The following is a 23,315-nucleotide window of genomic DNA, read 5'->3' on the forward strand; positions in this document are numbered from 1 at the left end:
AGGTGGGCCACTTCATCGACCAGGCTGACCAAAGCCCGAGCGATGGATTTCGGCTATCGGCGCGCCAAGTCTATGAACGTATCGAATGGCGTGCAATGGTGAATAAAGTTATCAACAGATTTGGTGCCTAAAATGGCCTACGATCTGTGGATGAACACCGACCAAGAAGTGGAACTGCTGCGCGACTGGCCGGAGCCGCAGGTCTGCCGCTACCTCTGTGCCAAGGTGCGGCGCGCCAGGCAAGAGGCCGGCGAGACGCAGGCCGGATTCGCCGCGCGCGCCTGTGTCCCGCTTCGAACCTACAAACGATTCGAGGCGAACGGGCAGGCCACGTTGGCGACGTTCGTGCAGGTGCTGCGAGCACTCGGTCGAACGCAATATCTCTTTATGCTGTTTCCGTCGGCGCCGACGACCACCGTGAGCGCATCACTCGATGAAAAATTGAAGCGGCTCAGACTCCGCTCGATGTCCCCGCGGTGATCTAGGGGCGGCTCTACGTGGCCTCGCTTGCATGTGATATGCGCAGGACCAATACTGAAGCGGTGTGGCTAGCCAAACTTCCAACAATTCCTGTGCGCCGAACAATTAAGAGGATGTTGGAGTATCGGGAGCGGAATGTTGGAAGGTTGCTGTACCTTGGTCTTGTCGAGCACAACCTGCCAGTGAGTCGCTTTCGCTGCGCCGTATAGTTAACATAATATAGATTGTCGTGCTTTCACTGTGCAGACGAAAGCCACCTGAAAGCTTCCACCTGCCATCCGCTGCGACTGCAAGCCGATCGCAAGGCTCGTCTTCTTAGCCTGTGGATGCCGAACACATGTCGTGCACGGCACCCACAGCCCAGGCCGGATCACCCGGCCACAGAGGAGACAAACCATGTCGCGTCAATCGACTCGCATTGCCCTTGCCATCGCCGTTCTCTTCGCTGCCTGCAGCGCCCAGGCGCAGCCCAGCGGCATCGCCTATGAATCCCCCAACTTCGGCATCCGCCTGTACGGCCTGATCGATGCCACGATCGGCACCATCGACCACGCCAACGCTGCCGGAGACCGCAAGACCGGCTTCGATGCCACGCCCAGCAGCGCGCCGTGGTTCAGCGGCGCGCGCTGGGGCATCACCGGCCGCCGCACCTTCAGCGACGAAGGCCTGAACATCATCTTCAAGCTGGAGAACGAATACCTGCTGAAGGACGGCTCGGCCGATGACCCGGAGGCCGCGTTTGGCCGCGATGCATGGATCGGCGTGCAGAACGACACCATCGGCAAGCTCACCTTCGGGCGCCAGAACACGGTGGCGCGCGATTTTGCGCAGAACTACGGCGACCCCTATGGTTCGGCCAACGTCACGCTGGAAGAAGGCGGCTGGACCAACAGCAACAACTTCAAGCAGCTCATCTTCTACGCAGGCAGCGCCAGCGGCACGCGCTACAACAACGGCGTGGTGTGGAAGAAGGCTTTCAATGGCGGCCTCACCGCGGGCCTGGGCTACCAGTTCGGCGAACAGGCCGGGTCGCTGTCCAAGGGCAGCACGCAGACGGTGGCGCTGGCCTATGGCACCGACACGTTCAACGTGTCGGGTTTCGTGAACCACGCCAACGTGAACAGCCACAACCATGACTCGTACTCGCTCGGCGGCAACGTGAAGTTCGGTATCGTTCGCTTGAACGGCGGCTACTTCCACTACAAGGCCGACCAGGGCGCGCTGGGTGACCGCAGCGACAAGGCCTACACGCTGTCGGCCAAGTTCGCGCCCCCCGGCAAGCTCGACTACGAGTTGGGCTACCAGTTGATGAAGGCGAACAACGCGGCTGTCAACGGCGGCGGCAATGTGATCAACGCCTTCGCAGACGGCAGCGCTGCCACTGCCACGGCCACGGGCAACCGAAGCACCTTCTACGGCTCGGTCTTCTACCACCTCGACACGAGCACCGAGGTGTACGTCGCAGCCGACCACCTCAAGCTGTCAGGCGGCTATCACCAGGCTTCGACCAACGGCTTTGCCAACCAGACCGAGCTTGGCCTGGGCATCCGCCTGCGCTTCTGAGGTGTATCGTCACTGCGCCGTGCGCTCTGCGCGGCGCAGTGACTTGGGGACAATCCGACCGATGACTGCCTGGCGTTGGCCTTTCGTCGCCCTGCTTCTCGTGTGCGCCGTCACTTGCGCGCAGGCGCAAGGCCGCCCTGGGCGCATCAGCCTCATGGTGGGCGGCATCGAGAAGCAGATCTACCTGCCAGTGATCCTGGCGAGCCGCCTGGGCTATTTCGAAGCCCAGGGCGTGGACGTGGAGGTGCTCACCGAGCCCTCGGGCGTGAACGCGGAAGACCAGCTTCTCGCCGGTGCTGTCCAGGGCGTGATCGGCTTCTACGACCACACCATCGACCTGCAGGCCAAGGGCAAGCTGGTTCGCTCGGTGGTGCAGTTCAGCCGCATCCCCGGCGAGGTGGTGCTGGTGGCTGCGCGCCACGGCAGTGTCATCCGCACGCCGGCCGACCTGAAGGAACGGCCGGTGGGCGTGACGGGTCTGGGGTCGTCGACCGGCTTCCTCGTCAAGTACCTGGCCACCACCGGCGGCCTGAAGACGAGCGACGTGCACCCGCTGGCCGTCGGCGCGGGCGACAGCTTCATCGATGCCATGCGCGCCGGCCGCATCCACGCCGGCATGACCACCGAGCCCACGGCCTCGCGGCTGCTCACGACCGGCGAAGCTCAGGTGCTGGTGGACCTTCGCATCGTCGAAGGCACGCGCCAGGCGCTGGGCGGTCTGTACCCGGCCGCCTGCCTCTACATGCGCGAGGACTGGATCTCGACGCACCGCAGCCAGGTGCGCGCCTTGGCGGCGGCCCTGGTGCGGGCCCTGCAATACCTCCAGACCCATGATGCGCAGGAGATCGCGTCGCTGGTACCGGAGAGTTTCTTCGCGGGCAACCGGGCGATGTACGTGGCGGCGCTTGATCGCGGCAAGGAGATGTTCACCACGGACGGCCGGATGCCGCCCGGCGGCCCGGAGACCGTCCTGCAGGTGATGCGGGTGGCCGACCGGCATGTCGGCCAGCGCAAGATCGACCTCGGCCGCACCTACACCGAGGACTTCACACGCCCTCCTCCCTAGCCATGCGCATCCTGCTGATCGAGGACAACCTGCCACTGTCCAGCTGGCTGTCGCAAGCCCTGCGCCGCGGCGGCTACACCGTGGACTGCGCCAGCGATGGCGAGACCGCCACTCACCTGCTGCTGGGCCAGCAATTCGATGCGGCCATCCTCGACATGGGGCTGCCGCGCATGCCAGGCCCCGAGGTGCTGCGCCGCGTGCGCGCCCGCGGCATCAACGTGCCCATCCTCGTGCTCACGGCCGAGGGCGGGCTGCAGGCGCGCATCGCGGGCCTGGACGCGGGCGCCGACGACTACCTGCCCAAGCCCTTCGACGTGGGCGAGCTGGAGGCGCGGCTGCGCGCCATCATCCGCCGCAAGTCGGACCAGAAGAACCCGGAGATCGCCTGCGGCACGCTGAGCTACAACAGCAACACGCGGTTGTTCTGCATCGGCGCGCAAGAGCTGAAGCTCACGCCGCGCGAGCATGCGGTGCTCGAAATACTCATCCACAACATCGGCAAGACCGTGAGCAAGACGTCGCTGGCGGACGGCGTGTTTTCGCTGGGAGACGAAAGTGGCCCCACCACCGTGGAGGTCTACATGTCCCGGCTGCGCAAGAAGCTGACTTCCTCCGATGCGCGCATCTTCACGCTGCGCGGCCTGGGCTACCTCCTGAAGCAGTCCAGCGCGGCTGCGGACCTGAAGGACGACGGCCCATGAAGGCGTGGCGGCCACGCGGCCCCATGCGCTTGCGCACGCAGCTGTACCTCTGGCTGCTCGGACCGATGCTCCTGCTCACGCTGGCAGGGGCCTGGCTGTCGCACGCCAGTGCACGCGACATGGCCCGCGCCGCCGCGGAGCGCACGCTGCTGGGCTCGGCCCGCATGATCGGTGAAGCCATCGCGGCCGAGGAAGACCTGCGTGCCGAACTCCCGCCCGCGGCGCTGGAGAACCTGGAAACCGCCGTGGGCGATCGCGTCTACTACCGCGCCGATCATCCGCAGCGCGGGCTGCTGCTGGGCTTCGCGGACTTTCCTCGCTACAACGCCGCCCTCCCCGCCGAGCAATGGCACGGGTTCGAGACCAGCCTGCAGGGCGAGCCTGTGCACGTGGTCGCCTTCGCGCAGCCGGTGTACCCCTTCGAGCGTGGCAGCGCAGTGATCGTGCAGGTGGCCACCACGCAGCGCGCGGAGCGGGCGCTGGTGTCGCAGCTGTGGCTGCGCTCGCTGTGGCCGCCGGGCTTGCTGCTGGTGGCCGTGGCCGTGCTCGGCTGGGTCTGGGTCAAGGTGGCGCTTGCGCCCGTCACGCGCATCAGCGAGCAGTTGCAGGCGCACGCGGTCGAGTCGACCGGCCGCTTCGATGGCGGCGACGTACCGGGTGAGTTGCGGCCTTTGGTGCGGGCCATCGATGGCCTGACCGATCGCATCGCCGCCTTCGTCGCGGAGCGCGGCCGATTCATCGCCAACGCGGCGCACCAGTTGAAGACGCCGCTCACCGTGCTCAACACGCAGGTCACCGTGGGCCTTCGCGCCGATGAGCCGGGCGCCAAGCAACAGGCCTTGTCGGCCATCTACGACACGGCGCAGCGCTGCATCCGGCTGATCCACCAGTTGCTGACCTTGTCGGCCTCCGACCACCGCATGCAGTCTCCGCCGCAGGCATCGGAGGTGGACTTGCGCGACGTGGTGCGCGAAGTGCTGGAAGACCTGGCCGAGCCCGCGCACGGCAAGAACATCGACCTGGGCGCCGGCGACTGGCCGGCCTCGCAGGTGTCGGTGCGCGGCGTGCCGCTGCTGCTGCGCGAGATGGTGGCCAACCTGGTGGACAACGCCATCCGCTATGCGCCCGAAGGGGGCACGGTGTCGGTCTCGGTTCGGGCCACAAGTGCTGGGGTCGTGCTCACCGTTGAAGACAACGGCCCCGGCATACCGCCGGCCGAGCGGCAGCACGTGTTCGAGCGCTTCTACCGGCTGCCCGATGCCGGCTCGCACGACGGCAGCGGCCTGGGCCTGGCCATCGTGCGCGAGATCGCCATTGCCTGCGACGCGTCGATCACCCTGGAGGATCGACCCGACGGTGGGCCAGGCTTGGTGGTCCGGGTGTGCTGGCCTGTGCCTTCGCATACGCCGACGGTGGCTGCCCCACAATCCGGCGGAAGTCGCGAATGAAATGCGCCTGGTCGAAGTAGCCCAGGCGCAGTGCAAGCTGTGCATCGGGCAGCGTGCCGCCTTGCAGCAGCGCCACGGCCTCGTGCAGCCGATACCGGGCGATGACCCACTTGGGGCTGATGCCGACGTACTGCCTGAACAGCCTCTGCAACTGGCGCACGCTCCAGCCCGTCTGCGCATGCAATTGATCGACGCTCACGATGCCGGGCTCGCGCTCGATGCGGGCCACGAGTTCGGCAAGCGCTGCCACGGTGCCATCAAGGGTCGATGGCATGCGCGTCATCAGCAAGGCTTCGGCGCGTTGGCACATCGTCTCCATGCCTGGCCACTCATCGAACGCTGCCAGCGCATCAGCCTGTGGCCCGAATACTTCGGTGGCTGCGACGGACCGGTCGGCCAGATCACTGACCGGCCTTTGCCAGAACGGCTGGAACGCTGCCGGCTTGAACTTGACGCCGAACGCCCATCCCCGGCCCGCCAGGGTCTTGATGAAGCGTCCGCGATGCACGCCCCACAGCCTGGCCTGCCCGCCCTCCACCACCAGATGGACATTCGGATGCGGCAGCGTTTCCTGCTGCTGCGCAGGATGCCCTTCGAGGTTCCAGCCGACGTGCCAGTAGTGGGCCACCCAGGGCGCCAACTCCGCCGAAGGCAACACACGCTGGTGGTCGAACTCCCCCGCGGGCAGACGCTGCTTGAGCACGCCACGCGCAGGCCCTGGAGAAGGGTCGGGCAGCTTGGCGGCATGTCGCGTTTTTGCAATCATCGGTCCGCGCTTCGCGCTGCAATGGGGTGCTCACGATCATCCCAGAAACAAGGAATCCGCATGCCCATGCAACAAGCCCTCGGCGAGTTCGACGTCAAGCTTCCCAACCAGCCGCCCGCGGAAGGCACCGAGGCCGCCCAGCTCGGCCGCCGTGCCATCCTCAAGGAATTTCGAGGTGACCTGCAAGGAAGCAGCCTGGGCGAGATGCTGGCCGCCGGAAGCACAGTGCCGGGCTCGGCGGGCTACGTGGCGATGGAGCGCGTTGAAGGCAGCCTGGCCGGACGCAGCGGAAGCTTCGTGCTGATGCACTTCGGGGTGATGGACCGCGGGCAATCGTCGCTCACCATTCGCGTCGTGCCCGACTCAGGGACCGATGGGTTGGCCGGATTGATCGGCACGATGAACATCGATATCCGTGACGGACATCATTTCTATCGCCTCGACTACGAATTGCCGCCGGCGTGATTCAGCAGTGCGATCGTTGCCTTGAGGGCCAGCCTATGAACCTCCGCCATGCCTGGTGATCTGCCTCGGCGTCTGCCCGAGGAACCGCCTGAGCGAATGCGTCAGGTGCGCCTGGTCCGAGAACTCCAGCTCGGCCGCGACCTGCGACGCCGTCTTCCCATCGCGGAGCAATCGCGCCGCTTCATGGGCTCGTGCAATCTGCTGGAAAGCCTTCAAGCCGAGGCCCGTGACTTCGGCAAAGTGACGCTGGATGCTGCGCTCGTCGAGCCGTTGGTGCGCTCCCTGCAATGCTCGCGACACCACCGGATCCCGCTCCAGCACGCCCCTGCGCGCCAGCGCAGCCACGAGGTGCTCGACGTTGTCGAAGCGGGGCACCTCGAAGCGTTCCGGCCCGATCCAGAAACTGCGGTCGGCCTCCACCGGACACACCGTGCCCTGGCTGAACGTCAAGCGCCCCGGCAGGCGGGGCATGTAGACCTCCGGCTTGAAGGCGATGGTCAGCATCTCGTCGCCGGCCTGGCTGTCCACGGCCAGGGGCGCTGCGATCTGTCCCGTTTGGATGACCATCAGCGGACTGCCTCTGCGGCGCACGAACAGCAAGTCCCAGGAACCATCGGGCAGTGCCATCTCGCGCGCATCCGCCGTGAAGCGGACCTGGCGAACCTTCGCCACCAAGGGCGAGTCCGCCGTGCGCTCTTGCTCAGTGATCGTTCCTTCCGTTGGAGGCATCTTGCTCCCGCAGTCGGCCGAAGAAGCGGCGCAGGTCATCGACGACGAGCTGTGGTTCCGTTTCGTTGGCGAAGTGGCCGCCGCGCGGCATCTCGGACCACTGTACCACCCGGGTATGTGACCGGGCCGCGAACTTGCGCACCGAGCGGAAGTCCTCCGGGAACACTGCCACCGCCGTCGGCGTGTGGTTGGGTAGGTCGCGGTAGCCCGCGCCAGTGGTGGCATTGGCCAGGTAGAACTCCGCGGCCTGCCCGCCGGTGCCGCTGAACCAGTACAGTGACACGTGCGTCAGGAAGCGGTCGCGGTCGACCTGCGCGGCGCGCTCCCCTTCGAAGCCGAAGAACAGCTCGGCATTCCACGACAGCAGCGCAGCGGGCGAGTCGACCAGGCCATAGGCCAGCGTGCCGGGACGCTTGGACTGGATGTCGACGTAGCCCGCGTACTTTCGGAAGTACTCAAGTCCCTTGAAACCCTCCATCTCGAAGGGGGACAGTCCGTCCATCTCGCCGGCGGCACCGGTGGGAAAGGCAAAGATCTGCTGTACGTGGACGCCCGCCAGGCCCTCGGGCGCAAGGATGCCCAGCTCGCGTCCGATCAGCGCGCCCACGTCACCGCCTTGAGCACCGTAGCGGATGTAGCCCAACCGCTTCATCAGCGTGTCCCAGGCCGCGGCAGTGCGGGCTGCGTCCCAGCCGGCAGCGGCGAGTGGAGACGACAGCCCCATGCCCGGCACGGAAGGAATTACCAGGTCGAAGGCCAGCGAAGCATCCAGGCCATGGCTGCGAGGGTCGGTCAGGGGGCCGATCATGTCCAGGTACTCCGCCGGCGAGCTGGGCCAGCCGTGCGTGAGGATCAAGGGGAAGGCGTTGCGTTCCTTCGACTTCACGTGGATGAAGTGGATGGTCTGGCCGTCGATCTCGGTCACGAACTGCGGATGGCGGTTCAGCCGTGCTTCCTGGGCGCGCCAGTCGAAGCCATCCGCCCAGTAGGCGGCCAGTTCGCGCACCAACGACACGGCCTGGCCGTGACTGAAGTCCTGGACCACCGGCTTCGGCCAACGGGTGGCGGCCAGGCGGCTGCGCAGGTCGTCGATCTGCGCTTGTGAGATCTCGATGCGGAAGGGGCGAATCGTGGGGTTCATGAGGGCTCCTTGCAATGGTCAGTGGCGATGACTGCACTGTCGGGCAAAGGAGCTTCCCGGTCTTGTAGAAAACCGACACGGCGGTGGGCACGCCCATCGTCAGGCCATGACAGCCTCCCGCGCCTGGGCTGGTGTGCTGCGGTAGGCCCAGAACCGCGGCAGCACAAAGCCCGTCATGACGACGCCTACCAGGCAGATCGCACCGCCGATCCACACGGAAGCAGAGACGCCCCATGCGTCGGCCATGAAGCCCGCCCGCGCATTGCCCACAAGCGGGCCGGTCAGGTAGCTGATCATCTCGATGCCGGCCAGGCGCCCGCGCAAGCTGTTGGGGATGGTCTGGTTCCAGATCGTGCCGCGGAACACGCCACTGACCATGTCGGCCGCGCCGGCCACGGCCAGGCACGCGAGGCCGAGCGACAGGCTGGGCGCGAAGCCCAACGCCACGATGCCCAGCGCCCACACGGCCGCCGCGATGATGACCGCACGGCCATGGCGCGTGACCTTGCCGGTCCAGCCACTGAACAAGCCGATGGCCAATGCCCCGACCGACATGGCCGACAGCAGCCAGCCCACCGACTCGGTGCGCCCGTCCGCCGCCGCCATGGCCGGGAACAGCGCGACCGGAAAGGCGAAGGCCATCGCGACGATGTCCACGATGTAGGTTCCCATAAGCTCGGGGCGTGCCCAAGCGAAGCGCAGGCCTTCGGCCAGGTCCGCCAGGAGATGGGGACGCTCCTTTGGCGTGTTGGCCGTTTCCATGGCCTCGCCGGGGATGCGATAGATGAAGAACAGCGCCGCAAGGAAGGTGCAGAAGTCGAACAGGTAGGCGCCTACCGCACCCCAGCGTGCCAACAGCAGGCCAGCCAAGGCCGGACCAGCCACCATGCCCACGGTACCCCGCACCGAAGACAGCGCAGCGACAGCGGCGAACTCCTCGGGCCGCGCGAGCTTCTGCGTCAAGGCTTCCAACGCCGGGCGGTGGAAGCCGCTGGCGCCCTGCAGCACAGCCACGAGCGCATAGATCGCGAGGACGCTGGGCGCAGCGGCCCAGGCGTTGGCCAGCAAGCCTGCCAGGCACATCGCCATCAGCGCTTCCGATACGATGAGCAGCCGCTTGCGGTCCACGCGGTCGGCAACCGCACCACCCAGCAAGCCGCAGATGACCACCGGCAGCAGTTGCACGAGGCCGAGCAGGCCGACCTGGGCGTTGGAATGCGTCAACTGGTAGAGCTGCCAGGGAACAGCGACGTAGCTGACCATCGTGCCCAGGCCTGAAATGAACTGGCTGGCAAACAGCCGGCGGAAGGACGTGTTGTGGCGCAGCGGGCCTGTGTCGAGAAACATTCTGGCGAGCCTTGAAGGAACCGGGAACTCTAAGGTCAAAAAAGAACCCCTGCCGCTTGACAAGCAAGCGCCAGGGGCCAGTGCGGCATCAGCCTTTCAGCCGAGCACTTCGGTCACGATGCCTGCGCCGACGGTCTTGCCGCCTTCGCGCATCGCGAACCGCATGCCGTTCTCGATGGCCACAGGCTTGTTCAGATCAAAACGGATCTGCGCCTGCGCGCCCGGCTCGACCATGCCGGTCTCGGTGTCCACGTGAATGACACCCGTGACGTCGGTGGGGCCGAAGAAGAACTGCGGCTGGTAGCCGGAGCCGAACGGGGTGTGGCGCCCGCCTTCGTCCTTGCTGAGGATGAATATCTGTGCCCGCCCAGTCCGGTACGGCTTCACCGCGCCCGGCTTCACGACGACCTGCCCTCGCACGACGTCGTCACGCTTGACGCCGCGCAGCAGCAGGCCGACGTTCATGCCCGCCCTCGCCTCGGCCACGTCCTTGTGGAACGACTGGACGCCCGTGACGACCACCTGGCCGTCGGCCGAGTTGAGGCCGACGATCTCCAGGCCGTCGCCGACGCGGATCACGCCGCGCTCGACGCGGCCGCTCACCACGGTGCCGCGGCCCGCGATGGTGTGCACGCCTTCGACCGGCATCATGAATGGGCCGTCGTAGTCGCGCACCGGGTCAGGAATGCGCGAGTCCAATGCGTTCACGAGCTCGATCACGCATTGCACCTCGGCGCCTTCGAGGTCACCACGCTCGGCAGCGGCCAGCGCCTTCAGCGCACTGCCGAAAACGAACGGCACATCGTGGTAGCCGTGCGTGGCCAGCAGCGCACCGATTTCCATTTCGATGAGCTGCTCGATCTCGGCCCGGTCACCGTCGCGAACGAGGTCCATCTTGTTCACGAACACCACCATGTGCCCGACGTTCACCTGCCGTGCCAGCAGCACGTGCTCGATGGTCTGCCTGGCAGCACCTTCGGTGCCGTCCACCAGCAGGATCGCGCCGTCCATCTGCGAGGCGCCGGTGATCATGTTCTTGATGTAGTCGGCGTGTCCCGGGCAGTCAATGTGGGCGTAGTGACGGCGGTCCGACTCGTACTCGACATGCGAGGTGTTGATCGTGATGCCGCGCTCACGCTCTTCCTTGGCGTTGTCGATCTGCCCATAGGACAGCGCACGGCCGCCGATGCGCGCAGCCTGCACGAAAGTGAGAGCGGCCGTCAGCGTCGTCTTGCCGTGATCGACGTGGCCGATGGTTCCGACGTTCACATGAATCTTGTTGATCATGATTTCTCCAGTTTGAGTGAAAGGCCGATTCGTCTCGCTGGCCAGGCGAAACGGTCGGCGGGTTGTCGGCGCGCGCCAGACTTGGGATGCCCGCCAGGCGGGCAAAAACAAAAAACCCGGTGGCTTGCGGCCTACCGGGTCTTGTCAAACTCAGGAGGCCGAGCCTCCGGATGTGAAAGGCTCTAGAAAAGCAATTCGGCGCAATAAGGGCGCAGCGAAGCTGCCGCAGCAGTGCGGGTCATCGATGCGTCTTGCGAGATCAGGAATTGCTTCATCACATGCTCCTGCGTTGGGTCGCAGTGCGAGGGTCGAAAATTTGGAGGCCGAAGGCTAACACCGCCATCGCGATCCGGCAACCGAGGCGTTGCAGGCACACAGCAACCAGTTGCCGGGTCGATGCGAAACGTCATGCCGACCTGGACGCCGGACGTGTGTTCACAACGGTGCACAACAACGCAGTCAACAGCGCCAGCCCGATGTGCAGGCCATAGACCGCATTGAAGTCGCTTCGCTGCACGACGCCGTGGCCGAGCAACATTACCGTGATCGCAACGCCTATCACCGCGCCGATTTGACGCGTCGCCTGGTTGACGGCACTGCCGACCGCGTAGTGCTGCGCCGGCAGCTTGCTGACCGCTGCGCCAGAAAGCGATGGCATCACCAGCCCCACGCTCGCCCCGCTGAGAAAGAGACCCGGCAACCAGTGCAACGCATACGAAGGTTCGCCGCCGGGCACGAGCATGAACCACAAGCCGGCCGCCGCATAGAGCAGCGCGCCCCCCACGAGAAAGGGTCGATGCCCGTAGCGCCCGGCCATGCGACCGGTGACGATGGCCACCGGAATGACCATCAACGGGCCAGGCGCAATGGCCAGGCCGGCACGTGCCTGGCTGTAGTGCCACACGTTGCTCATGTAGAAGAAGAAGGCGAAGAACATCATCGCGAACGCAATTCCGAAAGTGAACGTGGCGGCGTTCACGGCGCTATAGGTGCGATGGCTGAAGAGACCCAGGTCGACAAGCGGATCGCGCACGCCCTTTGCCCAGGCGATGAACGCGACGAATGCAATCACGCCGGTGCCTGCGGCAGCCGCCAACTGGGCACGCGTCCATGCCGCCGATTCCGATTCGACGATCGCCAGCGCGATGGCTCCGACAGCGACGATGAGCAGCGCCATGCCGACAACGTCGACCTTGCGGCGAGCCGTGGCGCGTGCCGATTCACTCAGCAAGGATGCACCGCGCCACAGTGACAGAGCACCAATCGGCAGGTTGATGAAGAAGGCCCACGGCCAGCCGACGCTTTGCACGACGAACGAGCCGAGGCTTGGCCCGACGGCTGCCGCGAAACCGGCAACCGCTCCCCACAAGCTCACCGTCACCGCCCGCTTGTTCTGCGGGAAAGCAGCCAGCACGATCGCCAGCGACGCTGGCGTCAGCAGCGCCGCCCCCACCGCCTGAGCCACGCGTGCGGCGATGAGCCAGCCCACGCTGCCGGCCAGCCCGCAGGCGGCCGACGCGGCGATGAACAGCGTCACGCCGAACAGGAACACGCGCTTGCGGCCGTGCGCGTCGGCCAATCCGCCTGCGGGGATCAGCATCGCCGCATAGACCACCGTGTAGGCGTTGAGCACCCACGACATGTCGGCCGCTGTGGCTTCGGGAAAGCCGGCACGCAGTGCACCGAAGGCGGAGTACAGCATCGTGCTGTCGAGGGAGACCAGGAAGGCTGCGACGCTGGCGACCCAGAACACCGGCCAGGGCGATGTGTGGTGCGGCGGTGCATCAGCCGCTGCGGTTGGCAATGTGGCAAGGGTCATGATTTTTCTCCGGCGAAGGGGCGGCGTTGACGGCTTCAGGCGCGCTGCGGCAGGTAGCTCGGCGTCGGTGCCGCGAGTCCTTGCTTGACGAGCACCGTGCGCTCGTCGGCCAGCACTTCGTCGAGGCCGGATTCGAGTCCGTCGAGAGCGCGCTTGACGATCTCCTGCGGACTCGTCTTCGGTCCGTCGATGGCACGCACGAGGTCGGTGTCGACAAAGGCCATGTGCAGCGCCAGCACATGCGTCTTCTGCACCGCGAGCTCATGCCGAAGCGAGTTGGTCAGCGACCACGCCGCCGACTTGCTGGCCGCATAGGCCGCGAGCTGGCCCCCATTGATCCACGAGACGATCGACAGCACATTGATCAATGCGCCGCCGCCGTTGACCGCCAGCACCGGCGCGAAGGCCTTGCTCATGCGCAGCATGCCGAAGAAGTTGGTTTCGAACTGGCGCCGTGCGACCTCTTCGCTGTCGGACGCCAGGAAACCACCCTGATGGCCAACGCCGGCGTTGTTGATGACCAGCGTCACGTCGCCGGCCCGCGCCGCGGCAGCGGCCACCTCTTCGGGCTTGGTGACATCGAGACGGATGGCCTGGACGCCGGATTGCTTGACGGTCGAGGGATCTCGCGCACCGGCGTAGACCTTGCGGGCACCGCGGGCCAGCAGTTCCTGCGTGAAAGCCAGGCCGATGCCGCGGTTGGCACCAGTGACGAGGGCGACGGCGTTTTCGATCTTCATGAGGGGCTCCTTGGAGTGAGGGCGATACAAAATATGATTGACGTCATATTTCAGGGTGAACAAATCGGAAGTCGATGCCTTCCAGGGTGAGATGTCAGCGGCTGGCCGCGGGAAAGTCGTACTGCTGGATCAACGCCTTGCGGGCGGCTGTAAGCACCGCACGTCCTTCGGCGGTGTCGCCCAGCGCCCGCGCGAGTTGCAACGAGCCGACGAGCGTTCCGGCCACCACGCTGGCCGCCGCGCGCGGCACGTCCGGCAAGGCGGCATGCACGGCAGCGATGAGGCGGTGCACACGCATGGCCGACGCTTCGCGCACGGCCTCCGATTGGCGCGGCATGTCACAGGCAAGCGCGGCCACCGGACAGCCCGTTTCCAGCGATGCGAGGTGAGCATCCGCAAGATAGCTTTCGACCAGCGAACGGAATGCGCTCACGCCCTTGCCGGCCCGCTGTTCGGCCGCGCGTGACACGGCTTCAAAGCTGTCGCGGCCGGCGCGCTCCAGGGCCTCGACGAGCAGCGCATCGCGCGAATCGAAATGGGCGTAGAAGCCGCCGTGCGTCAGGCCGGCCTCCTTCATCACATCGGCCACGCCGACACCCGCATAGCCATGCCTGCGGATGGCACGAGCGGCGACACCGACGATGCGCTCGTGGGTCTCTTCCTTGCGGCTGTTGGGGGTGCGGCTCATGGTGTCAGATCGGTGGAATATTACGATTATCATATTCCATGGATCGCGAATCGTCAAACTGATCGTGGCAATCACCACCTGAACAGGTGGTTGCCACGTCATGGCATTTCGTGGAGCCTGCGAAGCTTTGCAACCGTCAGCCCGGCGCGCGCCGGCCTGCATCCAAAGGGGGGATTCCAATGTCTTTCAGTCGGGCGACCGTCATCGCGGTCGCGGCACTTGCGAGTGTCGCGTCGGCGCATGCCAACGTGGTAGTGATCGACCAACTCGTGGACGCCAATTTTGTGGCAGCCAATGGCTACAGCGAGATTGACTGGTTGGCGCCGACGAGGGACCTCGCGATTGGCGATGAGCTGATCATGAACTTCGATTTCCTTCCCGGACAGACGCTTGAGATGTTCAATCCGGGCGGCTTGTGGGGGGCGATTTTCACAGGTGACTCGGAAGATCACTTGGCCACCTTTACAAGGAGCATGTGGTTCCGCAACCTTCACGGTCCTGCGCACAATGTGGGGGCCCAGAGTGGCGACACCGGCGGCATGGGGTTGACGGACGCCTTCTTCCCGGCCGACTTCATGGATGGCACCGGCTCCGGTGACATCTCCTTCACCGGGGTGAGCTTCGACTTCAAAATCAACGGGTATTCCGATGGCGTGACAACCCGCCCGTACAACATCAGCTACATGGTGGCGTATGGAGACTCACTGGCGGTTGGCCAAGCCATGCCCGTTCCAGAACCGTCCTCTGTCGCGTTGATGTTGGGCGGTCTGGCCGCAGTGGGTGCAGGGACGCGCCGCAAAGTCGCCAAGGCACGCTGAAGATCGCGCGTGAGCTGATCGCCACCGGGGCGATCATCGCAACTGCTACCCTGTGCGGTCTCCAGGCCCCCGGGATACCAGCGTCACCATGATCCGCCACCTTGTGTTGTTGAAGTTCACCAAAGAAGCCACGGCCGAACGGCGCGATCAGATGTCCGCGGCTTTCGGCAGCTTGGCCGACCAGATCCCGGAAATCCGCTCGCTGGAATGGGGCCTCAACGCCAGCCCGGAGGGGCTGGACAAGGGATTCACCCATTGCTTCCTCGTCACCTTCGACGACGAAGCGGCCCGAGATGCCTACCTGCCCCACCCTGCGCATCAGGCCTTCGTGAGCGAGCTGAAGCCGTGGCTGTTGGATGTGCTGGTGCTCGACTATGCGGCGACGTGAGGCTCGCCGCCCTCACTTCGCATAGATCACTTTCCCGCCTCGTACCACGCACTTCACCGCTGCGAACCGTTTCACATCCTCGCGAGGGTCAGCCTCCAGCACCACCAGGTCAGCATCCATACCCGGCGCGATGCGGCCACGCCGTCCAGATTCATTCCACCGCGCGGCAGGCGCAGTGGTGAGCGACGCCAGGATCTGCATGGGATTCATGCCCGCCTGCCCCATCAGCTCGTATTCCTCGGTGGGGTCCAGGTCGGTCATGTAGTCAACATCGGTACCGAAGAGTACCTTACCGCCGGCGGCGGCAAACTTGCCGAACTCCTGCACGCTCTCGTTCACGATGCGCGCGGCGATCTCCTTGGGCACCTGCTCCTTGGCCAGTTCGTGGCGCAGCAGCTTGAGCGTCGGAACCATCGACACGCCCTCGGCACGTAGCTGGTCCATCAGCGGCTTGGGCCACGGCGCGGGCGTGCCAAGTGGCGGGTGCGCGAGGATGTCCACGCGTGCCTGCAATGCGGCCCGCACGCCGTCGAGGTCGGTGGGATGCGCGAACACCAGCTTGCCTCGCCGGTGCGTTTCTTCAGCGGCCGCGGCGGCGATGTCGGGCTTCATGCGCTTGGCAGGGCGCGGTCCTTGCGGCGTGACGAGGAACAGCTTGGTCGCATCGGTGCCGGCATCGAGGTTTTGTCGCACGGTGGCCAGCGCCGCGTCCACCGAGTCGGGCTGCGGCAGCTTGTCGCGAAACGCCGGATCGAGGTGCTCGATGTAGATGGGCAGGCCGTCGTGAGGAAAGAGCGCCCAGCCGACCGTGAGGATGCGTGGGCCCTTGATCTCTCCCTTGTCGACACGTGCCCGAAGTGCCAGCGTGTTGTCGCGGTCGGAGGCAATGTCGAAGGCTGTGGTGAAGCCCCAGCGCGTCAACAATCCGGTGAGGCCCTGCTCCAACTCTGCCGCGGGCCGCGTGCGGGCGTTGGCGAAAGCACTGCCGAGAAGGTGGACGTGGCTGTTCTGGAAGCCCGCGAGGATCACGCCGCCGTCGCATGCCGCGGCCAAAGGCGGGTTCGCTTCAGTGTCCTTGTCGGCCATGCCGACGGAGGCGATCTTGCCCTCGCGGATGAGCACCATGCCGTTCTCGATCGGCGTGGCGTCCGGCGCCGGGTAGATCGTGGTTCCGCGCAAGGCCTGGGCGGCTGGCCCCGCCGCATGGGCGGGCGACATGGCCAGCGTCCACATCGACAGACATGCCAGCCAGCGCAATGCGGTTTGATGAATCATCGAGCGACTCCTGGTGGGGGTGAGTTATACATCGGAGGCTGGGACGAACACGCACCCCAAGGGTCGAGCATCACGTTGGCGCGCCACAACGCGACCAGCCACTGCGCTTGCGCACTCCCGCCAATGCCTGCATCATTCGCGCCCTTGCTGAAGGCGCCGTCCACGACAGCGCCCGCATGACGGAGATCCCTCTTATGTCCTCCCTGTTCATTTCGACGTTCGACTGAACACGGTTCCCGAGCCCCGGCTGAACCGTGTCTGTTCACAGATACGGCCTCAGACCGCGCGGCATGCAAAGCCCCGCTGCCACCGAGCCGGGGCTTTTGCTTTTCGGAACCGAATGAGTGCACAACTGCGTTCCCGCGCCCTCCAGGAGGGGCGGGTCAAGGCCCTGCAACGCCTGAAACAGCCGATGGCGCTGGTGCTTGAGACGAGCACCAGCGCGCGCGACCCTGTGGCCCATGCCCTGGGCCAGCGCGGCTTGCGTGGCGCAGGCCAACACATCCAAAGTCGCGGCGCCCAGCGCCGCGCCGACCGCGTGGCGCTGCAGGCGCTGCTGCGACGAAAGGATTGGGATGAATGATTCCAAGGATCTGCGCGAACAACTGGCGCAGAGAAACCGGCAGCTGCAGGAGATCGCCGCCCAGCTCAAGACCGAGCTGTTCGGCATCGACACCATCATCGACCGCGTCATCGATTCGGTGCGCGCCTGGTACGTGCTGCCCGAGCTGGTCTCGCGGCCCGTCATCGTCTGCCTCTGGGGCCTGACCGGCACCGGCAAGACCCAGCTCGTGCGCCGCCTGGCGCAGTTGCTGGGCTTTTACGACCGATTCGTCGAAGTGCAGATGGACGGTTTCTCCAACGGCGCAGGCTGGCGCGGCGCGCAGAGCATCTCGGGCATGCTCGCGCAGTCCGGCGTGCGCGAAGGCGAGCCGGGCATCCTGGCGCTCGACGAGTTCCAACGCTTTCGCACCATCGACAACAAGCGCAGCGAGCTGCGCGTCGAGCGCTACCAGGACGTCTGGGCCCTGCTCTCCGACGGCCGCCTGCCGCCCGCCCTCTCACTCCTGGGCGACATCGAATCGTCCATCGCCGAGGCGGCTTTCGACGCAGAACGCGCCGAGGCCAGCGATGCCAAGCTGCGATTCAAGCTGCGCAGCTGGGAGGCCCAGGAGCTGCAGCGCAACCTCAAGCTCGACGAGCCGCTGATGGAGATCATGGCCTGGACGCCCGAGCAGATCCAGGAACGCCTGCGTGCCTTCCGAGAAAGCGGCCAGCAGCAATGGGAGACCGACTACAGCCGCCTGCTCGTTTTCGTGTGCGGCAACCTCGACGAGATGTACGAAGACCTCGCCACCAGCGTGGACGACTGCGACAGCGATGCCGACACCTTCCATGCGGTGACGGCCAAGCTGAGCGTCATCGACGTGAAGCAGGCACTCAACAAGCGCTTCAAGCCCGAGCAGGTGGCGCGCCTGGGCAACGAGCACGTGATCTACCCATCGCTCTCGCGCCGCGCGTACGAGCAATTGATCGAGCAGAGCTGTGCCCGCTATGCCCGTGAGACTGCGGGGCGCTGCGGCCTGCTCTTCGAGCTGGATGCCAGCGTGCGCGAGCAAATCTACGCCAACGCGGTCTTCCCTGCCCAAGGCACCCGGCCGCTGTTCTCGTCATTGCACGCCATCCTCGGCGCGGGTCTGGCCAAGGCCGCCCTGTGGGCGCTCGAACGCGGAGCATCCGCCGGCGACAGCGTGGGCCTTGCGGCTGATGGCCGCAGCCTGGTCGCGCACTGGCGCGGCCAGTCGCATGCCATTGCCGCGCCTTTCGAGATCAACCGCCTGCGCCAGCGCAACAATCCAGACTTCCGGGCCCTGCTGGCTGTGCACGAGGCCGGCCACGGCCTGGTCCACGCGCTGCTCTTCGGCCGCGCACCACAAGAGATCAAGATCCACGTGGCGAGCTTCGAGGGCGGCTACAACGCCTACACCTCCCGAAAGGTCTGGTCGCGCCGCAACCTGCTCGACTCCATCTGCACCAGCCTCGCCGGACGTGCCGCGGAGTTGCTCGTCTTCGGGCACGAGATGAGTTCCAGCGGTGCCGAGAGCGATCTGCGCAAGGCCACCGAATCGGCAGCCCGCATGCTGCGCCACTTCGGCCACGGCTCGCGCATCGGCCGCACCGACGTCTCCACGGACAGCGACGACAACTTCTGCACTGACGTGGAAGCGAGCAACGCGCCCATCGAGGCACTGCTGCAGGCTGAGCACGCACGCGCCATCAGGCTGCTCGAAACGCATCGCGGCGCGCTGCTGGCGCTGGTGGACGAACTGATGGATCAGGGACAGGTCACGCCAACACGGTTTGCGGCAGTGTCAGGTCTGCCGCTGGAAAGACCAGAAGACGCCCTGGACCCGTATGCGGAAAAGCTGCTGGTGTTTCGGGTGCAGGGACAGGAGCGGCTGCGGGCGTAGTTCGCCCGCAATCGGCAAATCCGCCGCATTCCGTCATCCACGCCGCATTTCCGTTGCGCGACCACGCCGCGTTTCTCCTGATCCGCCCCAAGTGGCTGAACCCCTGCCTGCCTAGCATTCCCTCACGGTGCAAAGACCGTCGGTCCAAGCTCCGGCAACAACGGCCTGGCAGGCCCTTTCACCACTCAAGGAGAGAACATGGCATTCCCCACTTCCGTCAACGACCAGATCACGGACTCGGTCACCCAGGCCAACACCAAGGTGCTGGGCGACGCCCCCGCCATCGCGATGGGCAACCTGTTCCAGGCGACCGCGCAGGCCCTGGCCAACGCGGCCCACAACGCGACCAACGCCCAGCAGCAGAGCTACGTGACGGCGCAGTCGGCCACCACGATGGGCGTGGCGACGCTCTACTCCATCGACACCGCGACGACGGGCGTGGCCACCAAGGAAATCCTGAGTTCCGGTGTCCGAGGCCTCGGCGGCTGATCGCTGTCGCCTAGACCCTCACCGTCAAGGAGCACGACATGGCTTTCCCTACCGCCGTCAACAGCCAGATCACCGACAGCGTCACCCAGGCCAACACCAAGGTCCTGGGCGACGCGCCGGCGATTGCCATGGGCAACCTCTTCCAGGCCACTGCCCAGGCCCTGGCCAACGCCGCCCACAACGCCACCAACGCCCAGCAGCAGAGCTTCGTGACCGCGCAAGCGGCCACGACGATGGGCGTGGCGACGCTGTACTCGCTGGATACCGCTTCCACAGGCGTCGCCACCAAGACGATCCTGGGCAGCTGATCCGCATCACTAACGCCAAGGAGCTGAGCACATGGCATTCCCCACTGCCGTCAACAACCAGATCACCGACTCGGTCACGCAGGCCAACGTTCAGGTGCTAGGAAGCTCGCCGGCGATCGCCATGGGCAACCTGTACCAGGCAACCGCGCAGGCGCTGGCCAACGCGGCGCACAACGCCACGCTGGCGCAGCAGCAGATGTACGTCACGGCGCAGGCCGCGACCACGATGGGCGTCTCGCTGCTGTATTCGCTGGACACCGGGGCCACCGGCGCCGCCACCAAGAAGATTCTCGGCTGACGGCAGCACTGCGTTTTCCTAGCCCCCGGCCCCAAACCTCTGTCATCACATTGTTCAAGGAGCAAACACCATGGCATTTCCCACTGCCGTCAACAGCCAGATCACCGACTCGGTGTCGCAGGTCAACACCAAGGTGCTCGGCGATTCGCCGGCCATCGCGATGGGCAACCTGTTCGTCGCCACCAGCCAGGCGCTGTCCAACGCGGCCCACAACGCGACCAACAACCAGCAGCAGTCCTACGTGACGATGCAGGCCTCGACCACGCAGGGCGTGTCCACGCTCTACTCGATCGACACGGCCTCCGACGGCGTCGCCACCAAGGAAATCCTGGGGCTGAAGTAAGGGCCGCCAGAGCCCGCTCCCGTGTGCTGACCGCACGCCGCAGCCCACGGGAGCCGACGCTTGCCCCGCCCCGGTGCCGTCGCCAGCTTCGCGGCCAGCGCGAGCACGGATTCGGCACTGGCGCTGGGGCAGGCGCCGGCCTTCGCGATGGGCATGACCTACCTCGCGATGGCCGACAGCATCGGGCTCGCGATGGAGAACGCGGTGGCCAACCAGCAGCGCGGGCAAGTCATCGCCGGCGCGGCCGTCAACCAGATTCTTGCACTGATCATCATCAAGGGAGCTAGCAAGCCATGACAATCACAGACGACGGCACCGTCAACAGCCAGATCGTCGACTCGGTGAGCAGCGTCGTGACGCTGTCCACCGGCCAGGCCGCCTCGCAGGCGCTGGGCATGCTCGATGCCGTGCTGCTCGAGACCCTGGGCATGGCGATGTACAACGCGGTCAACCGGCAGCAAAGCGCCGGCATGATCAGCTCGGCCGCCATCACCGCGGCCTGCGCGAAGATGCTGGCCGCGCCCTTCCCCATCGTGCCGCCGCCACCGCCGCCGGGTCCTCCGCCTGTGGTGTGGCCACTGCCCGGCCCGCCGCCGCAGCCGGCACCATCCGCCGCGGTGATCGCCGCCGCGATGGCCGAAGGCAAGACCGCGGTGGACGTGCTCAAGGCGCAGGCACTGGGCACGTCCACCGACGCGGCCACGGCGCAAAGCGACCTGCAGGAGCTGCACACGATGACGGCGCCGCCCGCGCCGCCGGCACCCGCACCCGCTCCTGCACCCACCCCAGCGCCATCGCCCTCACCGGCTCCTTCACCGGCTCCCACGCCGGCACCCGAGCCCGCACCGGCACCTTCGCCCGCGCAGGACTGACGAGCCATCGATTCAAGAGACGGTCTGAACACAAGGAGCCGCCATGGACCCGACCAAGGTCAACGCCCAGGTCATCGACGTCATCAACCAGGTCCAGCTCGCGACCATGAGTCCGCAGGTCGTGCTGACCAGCGGCGCGGGCAAGGCCTACCAGTCGGTCGCGCAGTCCACCGCCATCGCGGTGCAGGACGCGACCGATGCGCTGCGCAACATCTCCACCATCGCCACCACCGCGGCCGGTGTGGCGATGGCCCAGTACCTCGCCACCGGCGAGGAGAAGTACGCCAAGGTCATGGCCCAGGCACAGGCGCTCATGCAAGGCGCGACCGACGACTTCGCCAAGGTCGGCTCGGCTGCCGCCACGGTGCTCAAGGGCTTTCCGGCGGGCTGATCCGCCTCCACCGCCACAGGAGCCATCACCATGACCGTGTCAGTGGCCGGCAGGCCGATCCAGGATGCCAATGCGATGTCGCCGCTGGGCCGGCTGGCGCTGGCCTTCATCGACGGCGGACCCGAATGGCTGAGCTGGGCCATCGCGGACCTCACCGCACGCTACGAGTTTCCCGACGAGACGACGCTCGTGGGCCAGGTGCAGTCGGGACTGCATGCCTCGCGCTTCGCCTTGCTGCCACGCCTGGAGCTGATGGTCAGCCCCATCAAGCTGATGACGCTGGGCCTGGCGGACCTGCGGATGCTCGCGAAGGCCGAAGGCGGTGACGACAGCGCGGTGGCCGCGGCGCAGGTAACGCGTGTGCTGTCGGACCATCAACTCGCCACCCGCGGCGACCTCGCAGCCGGCCAGGCGCTGCTGTCCGAGCTGGGCCTGGCCGCATCGCCGCTCTTCCAGGCGATGGACTTCGAGGACCATCTCGCGCTGTGGCAGCTGGCCCGCATGGCGCCACCGCCTGAAGAGACGGCGCCCGCGCTGCGCCAGGAAGCGGCGGACTTCGCCGCCGCGCAGGCCCGCACGCCGCTGGAGTTCTGCGACTACTGCAACGTGTACCTCGACCTCGGCACGCCACTGGCCGATGCGTCGCCGGCGCAGCGCTCGCAGGCCGCCACCGGCGCGCTGCAGACGCTGTTGCCGCTCATGTTCGGCGTGCTCGACTGCCCGCAGATCGACGGCCTGCCCTCGCCTTCCGAGGTGGACCAGGCCGTGAGCAACTGGCTGGCGCGCGGCAGGCAGATCGGATTCGCCAGGCTGTCGCAGGCGGTGCAGCAGATCGTGCGGCACACCAGCTTCCAGGGCCAGTCCGGCGACGCGGCACAAAAGGCGGTGCGCCTGTACTTGCAGTCGGCCCAGGCCTTCCTCGCAGCCAACCGGCCCGTCCAGGGCCGGCTGGGACAGGACGGCGCCACCTGCCTGTTCGCGCTGGAAGCCGGCAGCCTGCGTGCTGAGCTTCACGTCGGCCCGGGCGGCGTGATCTCGCTGCGCGACTTCGGCCCGCGCACTCCATCTTCAACGACGACACCAGAGGAGGACCCGTCATGAGCATGCCCCCCGTCCCGCCCGCACCTTCGCCCGCCGGTTCACCCATGGACATCGTGTCGGCCATCCAGCAAGAGGTGCTGAAGACGACGCAGCAACAGGTCGAGGCGGCGCTTGCCGCCACCAACGATGCGCTGCGCTCGGCGCTCGATGCCACGGCACAGGCCGATCAGCAGTTGAGCGACGGTGAGTCCGCGATGCAGCAGGCCGCGAAAGCCCAGGACGAGGCCGTGGCCGCGGCCCAGCAGCAGGCCGAGCAGGCCATGGCCGCAGCCGTCGCCGGCGTGCCGCCGGGACTCGAAGGCCAGGGCAACGGCTCCTGAC

Annotated in this window: 28 protein-coding genes; 19 read left to right on the forward strand and 9 right to left on the reverse strand. The window is 66.3% G+C overall.

Features of this window, described 5'->3' with window-relative positions; translation table 11 throughout:
- Positions 1 to 150 precede the first annotated feature (150 nt).
- The 5 genes from DZC73_RS25955 to DZC73_RS25975 all read left to right on the forward strand — a co-directional run bounded on the left by DZC73_RS25955 (position 151) and on the right by DZC73_RS25975 (position 5,258).
- A complete protein-coding gene (locus tag DZC73_RS25955) occupies positions 151 to 480 on the forward strand; it encodes a helix-turn-helix domain-containing protein (RefSeq protein ID WP_216629192.1) in 330 nt (109 codons plus the stop codon).
- A 396-nt stretch (positions 481 to 876) separates the two neighbouring features.
- Entirely contained in the window at positions 877 to 2,043 is a 1,167-nt protein-coding gene (locus DZC73_RS25960; RefSeq protein WP_124543287.1) for a porin, read from the forward strand.
- Between the two features lie 61 nt (positions 2,044 to 2,104).
- The gene (locus DZC73_RS25965; RefSeq protein ID WP_124543288.1) at positions 2,105 to 3,109 is read left to right on the forward strand and encodes an ABC transporter substrate-binding protein; all 1,005 of its coding nucleotides are present in this window, start codon (positions 2,105 to 2,107) and stop codon (positions 3,107 to 3,109) included.
- A gap of 2 nt (positions 3,110 to 3,111) precedes the next feature.
- A complete protein-coding gene (locus DZC73_RS25970) occupies positions 3,112 to 3,810 on the forward strand; it encodes a response regulator (protein WP_124543289.1) in 699 nt (232 codons plus the stop codon).
- Complete coding sequence (locus tag DZC73_RS25975) at positions 3,807 to 5,258, forward strand: sensor histidine kinase (RefSeq protein ID WP_124543290.1); 1,452 nt, start codon at positions 3,807 to 3,809, stop codon at positions 5,256 to 5,258. Before DZC73_RS25970 ends, DZC73_RS25975 begins: the two co-directional genes overlap by 4 nt.
- Here the strand turns inward: DZC73_RS25975 and DZC73_RS25980 are convergent.
- Positions 5,143 to 6,024, reverse strand: a complete 882-nt coding sequence (locus DZC73_RS25980) for a helix-turn-helix transcriptional regulator (RefSeq protein WP_124543291.1) — start codon at positions 6,022 to 6,024, stop codon at positions 5,143 to 5,145. The two genes, DZC73_RS25975 and DZC73_RS25980, sit on opposite strands and share 116 nt — an antisense overlap.
- Positions 6,025 to 6,084: 60 nt before the next feature.
- Between DZC73_RS25980 and DZC73_RS25985 the strand changes: the two genes are divergently transcribed.
- The gene (locus tag DZC73_RS25985; RefSeq protein ID WP_235835284.1) at positions 6,085 to 6,489 is read left to right on the forward strand and encodes a DUF3224 domain-containing protein; all 405 of its coding nucleotides are present in this window, start codon (positions 6,085 to 6,087) and stop codon (positions 6,487 to 6,489) included.
- 33 nt (positions 6,490 to 6,522) lie between these two features.
- On the opposite strand, the gene DZC73_RS25990 is transcribed toward DZC73_RS25985, so the two are convergent.
- From DZC73_RS25990 to DZC73_RS26020, 7 genes are all read right to left on the reverse strand, one after another.
- Positions 6,523 to 7,161, reverse strand: coding sequence for a helix-turn-helix domain-containing protein (locus DZC73_RS25990; protein WP_161974746.1), 639 nt, complete (start codon positions 7,159 to 7,161; stop codon positions 6,523 to 6,525).
- A gap of 28 nt (positions 7,162 to 7,189) precedes the next feature.
- Positions 7,190 to 8,359 (reverse strand): epoxide hydrolase family protein, encoded by a 1,170-nt coding sequence (locus DZC73_RS25995; RefSeq protein WP_124543293.1) that lies wholly within the window; start codon positions 8,357 to 8,359, stop codon positions 7,190 to 7,192.
- A gap of 99 nt (positions 8,360 to 8,458) precedes the next feature.
- Positions 8,459 to 9,706, reverse strand: a complete 1,248-nt coding sequence (locus DZC73_RS26000) for an MFS transporter (protein ID WP_124543294.1) — start codon at positions 9,704 to 9,706, stop codon at positions 8,459 to 8,461.
- 96 nt (positions 9,707 to 9,802) lie between these two features.
- On the reverse strand, positions 9,803 to 10,993 hold the full coding sequence (tuf, locus tag DZC73_RS26005) for an elongation factor Tu (protein WP_124543295.1): 1,191 nt from the start codon (positions 10,991 to 10,993) through the stop codon (positions 9,803 to 9,805).
- A gap of 406 nt (positions 10,994 to 11,399) precedes the next feature.
- A complete protein-coding gene (locus tag DZC73_RS26010) occupies positions 11,400 to 12,812 on the reverse strand; it encodes a DHA2 family efflux MFS transporter permease subunit (RefSeq protein ID WP_124543296.1) in 1,413 nt (470 codons plus the stop codon).
- A 35-nt stretch (positions 12,813 to 12,847) separates the two neighbouring features.
- The gene (locus DZC73_RS26015) at positions 12,848 to 13,552 is read right to left on the reverse strand and encodes an SDR family oxidoreductase (RefSeq protein WP_124543297.1); all 705 of its coding nucleotides are present in this window, start codon (positions 13,550 to 13,552) and stop codon (positions 12,848 to 12,850) included.
- Positions 13,553 to 13,646: 94 nt separating this feature from the next.
- Entirely contained in the window at positions 13,647 to 14,342 is a 696-nt protein-coding gene (locus DZC73_RS26020) for a TetR/AcrR family transcriptional regulator (protein ID WP_328589538.1), read from the reverse strand.
- Positions 14,343 to 14,419: 77 nt separating this feature from the next.
- On the opposite strand from DZC73_RS26020, the gene DZC73_RS26025 reads away from it, so the two are divergent.
- Positions 14,420 to 15,058: a PEP-CTERM sorting domain-containing protein gene (locus DZC73_RS26025; protein ID WP_124543298.1), complete on the forward strand. Its 639-nt coding sequence runs from the start codon at positions 14,420 to 14,422 to the stop codon at positions 15,056 to 15,058.
- Positions 15,059 to 15,146: 88 nt separating this feature from the next.
- Positions 15,147 to 15,446, forward strand: a complete 300-nt coding sequence (locus tag DZC73_RS26030) for a Dabb family protein (protein ID WP_124543299.1) — start codon at positions 15,147 to 15,149, stop codon at positions 15,444 to 15,446.
- 12 nt (positions 15,447 to 15,458) lie between these two features.
- Here the strand turns inward: DZC73_RS26030 and DZC73_RS26035 are convergent, their stop codons facing one another.
- Complete coding sequence (locus DZC73_RS26035; RefSeq protein ID WP_124543300.1) at positions 15,459 to 16,721, reverse strand: amidohydrolase family protein; 1,263 nt, start codon at positions 16,719 to 16,721, stop codon at positions 15,459 to 15,461.
- 340 nt (positions 16,722 to 17,061) lie between these two features.
- On the opposite strand from DZC73_RS26035, the gene DZC73_RS26040 reads away from it, so the two are divergent.
- The 11 genes from DZC73_RS26040 to DZC73_RS26090 all read left to right on the forward strand — a co-directional run bounded on the left by DZC73_RS26040 (position 17,062) and on the right by DZC73_RS26090 (position 23,314).
- On the forward strand, positions 17,062 to 17,304 hold the full coding sequence (locus DZC73_RS26040) for a hypothetical protein (RefSeq protein WP_124543301.1): 243 nt from the start codon (positions 17,062 to 17,064) through the stop codon (positions 17,302 to 17,304).
- Positions 17,297 to 19,192: an AAA family ATPase gene (locus DZC73_RS26045; protein WP_124543302.1), complete on the forward strand. Its 1,896-nt coding sequence runs from the start codon at positions 17,297 to 17,299 to the stop codon at positions 19,190 to 19,192. Before DZC73_RS26040 ends, DZC73_RS26045 begins: the two co-directional genes overlap by 8 nt.
- 198 nt (positions 19,193 to 19,390) lie before the next feature.
- Positions 19,391 to 19,681: a RebB family R body protein gene (locus tag DZC73_RS26050; protein WP_124543303.1), complete on the forward strand. Its 291-nt coding sequence runs from the start codon at positions 19,391 to 19,393 to the stop codon at positions 19,679 to 19,681.
- 38 nt (positions 19,682 to 19,719) lie between these two features.
- Positions 19,720 to 19,989, forward strand: coding sequence for a RebB family R body protein (locus DZC73_RS26055; protein ID WP_124543304.1), 270 nt, complete (start codon positions 19,720 to 19,722; stop codon positions 19,987 to 19,989).
- A 31-nt stretch (positions 19,990 to 20,020) separates the two neighbouring features.
- Complete coding sequence (locus tag DZC73_RS26060; RefSeq protein ID WP_124543305.1) at positions 20,021 to 20,287, forward strand: RebB family R body protein; 267 nt, start codon at positions 20,021 to 20,023, stop codon at positions 20,285 to 20,287.
- Between the two features lie 70 nt (positions 20,288 to 20,357).
- Positions 20,358 to 20,630, forward strand: a complete 273-nt coding sequence (locus tag DZC73_RS26065) for a RebB family R body protein (RefSeq protein ID WP_124543306.1) — start codon at positions 20,358 to 20,360, stop codon at positions 20,628 to 20,630.
- A gap of 60 nt (positions 20,631 to 20,690) precedes the next feature.
- Complete coding sequence (locus DZC73_RS30375) at positions 20,691 to 20,927, forward strand: RebB family R body protein (RefSeq protein ID WP_124543307.1); 237 nt, start codon at positions 20,691 to 20,693, stop codon at positions 20,925 to 20,927.
- Complete coding sequence (locus DZC73_RS26075; RefSeq protein ID WP_124543308.1) at positions 20,924 to 21,502, forward strand: RebB family R body protein; 579 nt, start codon at positions 20,924 to 20,926, stop codon at positions 21,500 to 21,502. Before DZC73_RS30375 ends, DZC73_RS26075 begins: the two co-directional genes overlap by 4 nt.
- Positions 21,503 to 21,545: 43 nt before the next feature.
- Positions 21,546 to 21,893, forward strand: a complete 348-nt coding sequence (locus tag DZC73_RS26080) for a hypothetical protein (protein ID WP_124543309.1) — start codon at positions 21,546 to 21,548, stop codon at positions 21,891 to 21,893.
- 30 nt (positions 21,894 to 21,923) lie between these two features.
- The gene (locus DZC73_RS26085) at positions 21,924 to 22,994 is read left to right on the forward strand and encodes a hypothetical protein (protein WP_124543310.1); all 1,071 of its coding nucleotides are present in this window, start codon (positions 21,924 to 21,926) and stop codon (positions 22,992 to 22,994) included.
- Positions 22,991 to 23,314, forward strand: coding sequence for a hypothetical protein (locus DZC73_RS26090; RefSeq protein ID WP_235835285.1), 324 nt, complete (start codon positions 22,991 to 22,993; stop codon positions 23,312 to 23,314). The genes DZC73_RS26085 and DZC73_RS26090 overlap by 4 nt, the downstream gene beginning before the upstream one ends.
- Position 23,315 lies beyond the last annotated feature (1 nt).

Source organism: Rhizobacter terrae (genome assembly GCF_003852895.1).
In the GTDB taxonomy this organism is placed as follows: domain Bacteria; phylum Pseudomonadota; class Gammaproteobacteria; order Burkholderiales; family Burkholderiaceae_C; genus Albitalea; species Albitalea terrae.

Bases quoted from the DNA above. Each gene is read 5' to 3' on its own strand.
- DZC73_RS26015 (WP_124543297.1), bottom strand. From the start codon at position 13,552: ATGAAGATCGAAAACGCCGTCGCCCTCGTCACTGGTGCCAACCGCGGC.
- DZC73_RS26000 (WP_124543294.1), bottom strand. From the start codon at position 9,706: ATGTTTCTCGACACAGGCCCGCTGCGCCACAACACGTCCTTCCGCCGG.
- DZC73_RS26090 (WP_235835285.1), top strand. From the start codon at position 22,991: ATGAGCATGCCCCCCGTCCCGCCCGCACCTTCGCCCGCCGGTTCACCC.
- DZC73_RS26050 (WP_124543303.1), top strand. From the start codon at position 19,391: ATGGCATTCCCCACTTCCGTCAACGACCAGATCACGGACTCGGTCACC.
- DZC73_RS25985 (WP_235835284.1), top strand. From the start codon at position 6,085: ATGCCCATGCAACAAGCCCTCGGCGAGTTCGACGTCAAGCTTCCCAAC.
- tuf (WP_124543295.1), bottom strand. From the start codon at position 10,993: ATGATCAACAAGATTCATGTGAACGTCGGAACCATCGGCCACGTCGAT.
- DZC73_RS25995 (WP_124543293.1), bottom strand. From the start codon at position 8,359: ATGAACCCCACGATTCGCCCCTTCCGCATCGAGATCTCACAAGCGCAG.
- DZC73_RS26025 (WP_124543298.1), top strand. From the start codon at position 14,420: ATGTCTTTCAGTCGGGCGACCGTCATCGCGGTCGCGGCACTTGCGAGT.
- DZC73_RS25955 (WP_216629192.1), top strand. From the start codon at position 151: ATGAACACCGACCAAGAAGTGGAACTGCTGCGCGACTGGCCGGAGCCG.
- DZC73_RS26065 (WP_124543306.1), top strand. From the start codon at position 20,358: ATGGCATTTCCCACTGCCGTCAACAGCCAGATCACCGACTCGGTGTCG.
- DZC73_RS25970 (WP_124543289.1), top strand. From the start codon at position 3,112: ATGCGCATCCTGCTGATCGAGGACAACCTGCCACTGTCCAGCTGGCTG.
- DZC73_RS26035 (WP_124543300.1), bottom strand. From the start codon at position 16,721: ATGATTCATCAAACCGCATTGCGCTGGCTGGCATGTCTGTCGATGTGG.
- DZC73_RS26020 (WP_328589538.1), bottom strand. From the start codon at position 14,342: ATGACGTGGCAACCACCTGTTCAGGTGGTGATTGCCACGATCAGTTTG.
- DZC73_RS26075 (WP_124543308.1), top strand. From the start codon at position 20,924: ATGACAATCACAGACGACGGCACCGTCAACAGCCAGATCGTCGACTCG.
- DZC73_RS26040 (WP_124543301.1), top strand. From the start codon at position 17,062: ATGAGTGCACAACTGCGTTCCCGCGCCCTCCAGGAGGGGCGGGTCAAG.
- DZC73_RS25980 (WP_124543291.1), bottom strand. From the start codon at position 6,024: ATGATTGCAAAAACGCGACATGCCGCCAAGCTGCCCGACCCTTCTCCA.
- DZC73_RS26080 (WP_124543309.1), top strand. From the start codon at position 21,546: ATGGACCCGACCAAGGTCAACGCCCAGGTCATCGACGTCATCAACCAG.
- DZC73_RS25965 (WP_124543288.1), top strand. From the start codon at position 2,105: ATGACTGCCTGGCGTTGGCCTTTCGTCGCCCTGCTTCTCGTGTGCGCC.
- DZC73_RS25975 (WP_124543290.1), top strand. From the start codon at position 3,807: ATGAAGGCGTGGCGGCCACGCGGCCCCATGCGCTTGCGCACGCAGCTG.
- DZC73_RS26010 (WP_124543296.1), bottom strand. From the start codon at position 12,812: ATGACCCTTGCCACATTGCCAACCGCAGCGGCTGATGCACCGCCGCAC.
- DZC73_RS26045 (WP_124543302.1), top strand. From the start codon at position 17,297: ATGAATGATTCCAAGGATCTGCGCGAACAACTGGCGCAGAGAAACCGG.
- DZC73_RS26060 (WP_124543305.1), top strand. From the start codon at position 20,021: ATGGCATTCCCCACTGCCGTCAACAACCAGATCACCGACTCGGTCACG.
- DZC73_RS26085 (WP_124543310.1), top strand. From the start codon at position 21,924: ATGACCGTGTCAGTGGCCGGCAGGCCGATCCAGGATGCCAATGCGATG.
- DZC73_RS26030 (WP_124543299.1), top strand. From the start codon at position 15,147: ATGATCCGCCACCTTGTGTTGTTGAAGTTCACCAAAGAAGCCACGGCC.
- DZC73_RS25960 (WP_124543287.1), top strand. From the start codon at position 877: ATGTCGCGTCAATCGACTCGCATTGCCCTTGCCATCGCCGTTCTCTTC.
- DZC73_RS26055 (WP_124543304.1), top strand. From the start codon at position 19,720: ATGGCTTTCCCTACCGCCGTCAACAGCCAGATCACCGACAGCGTCACC.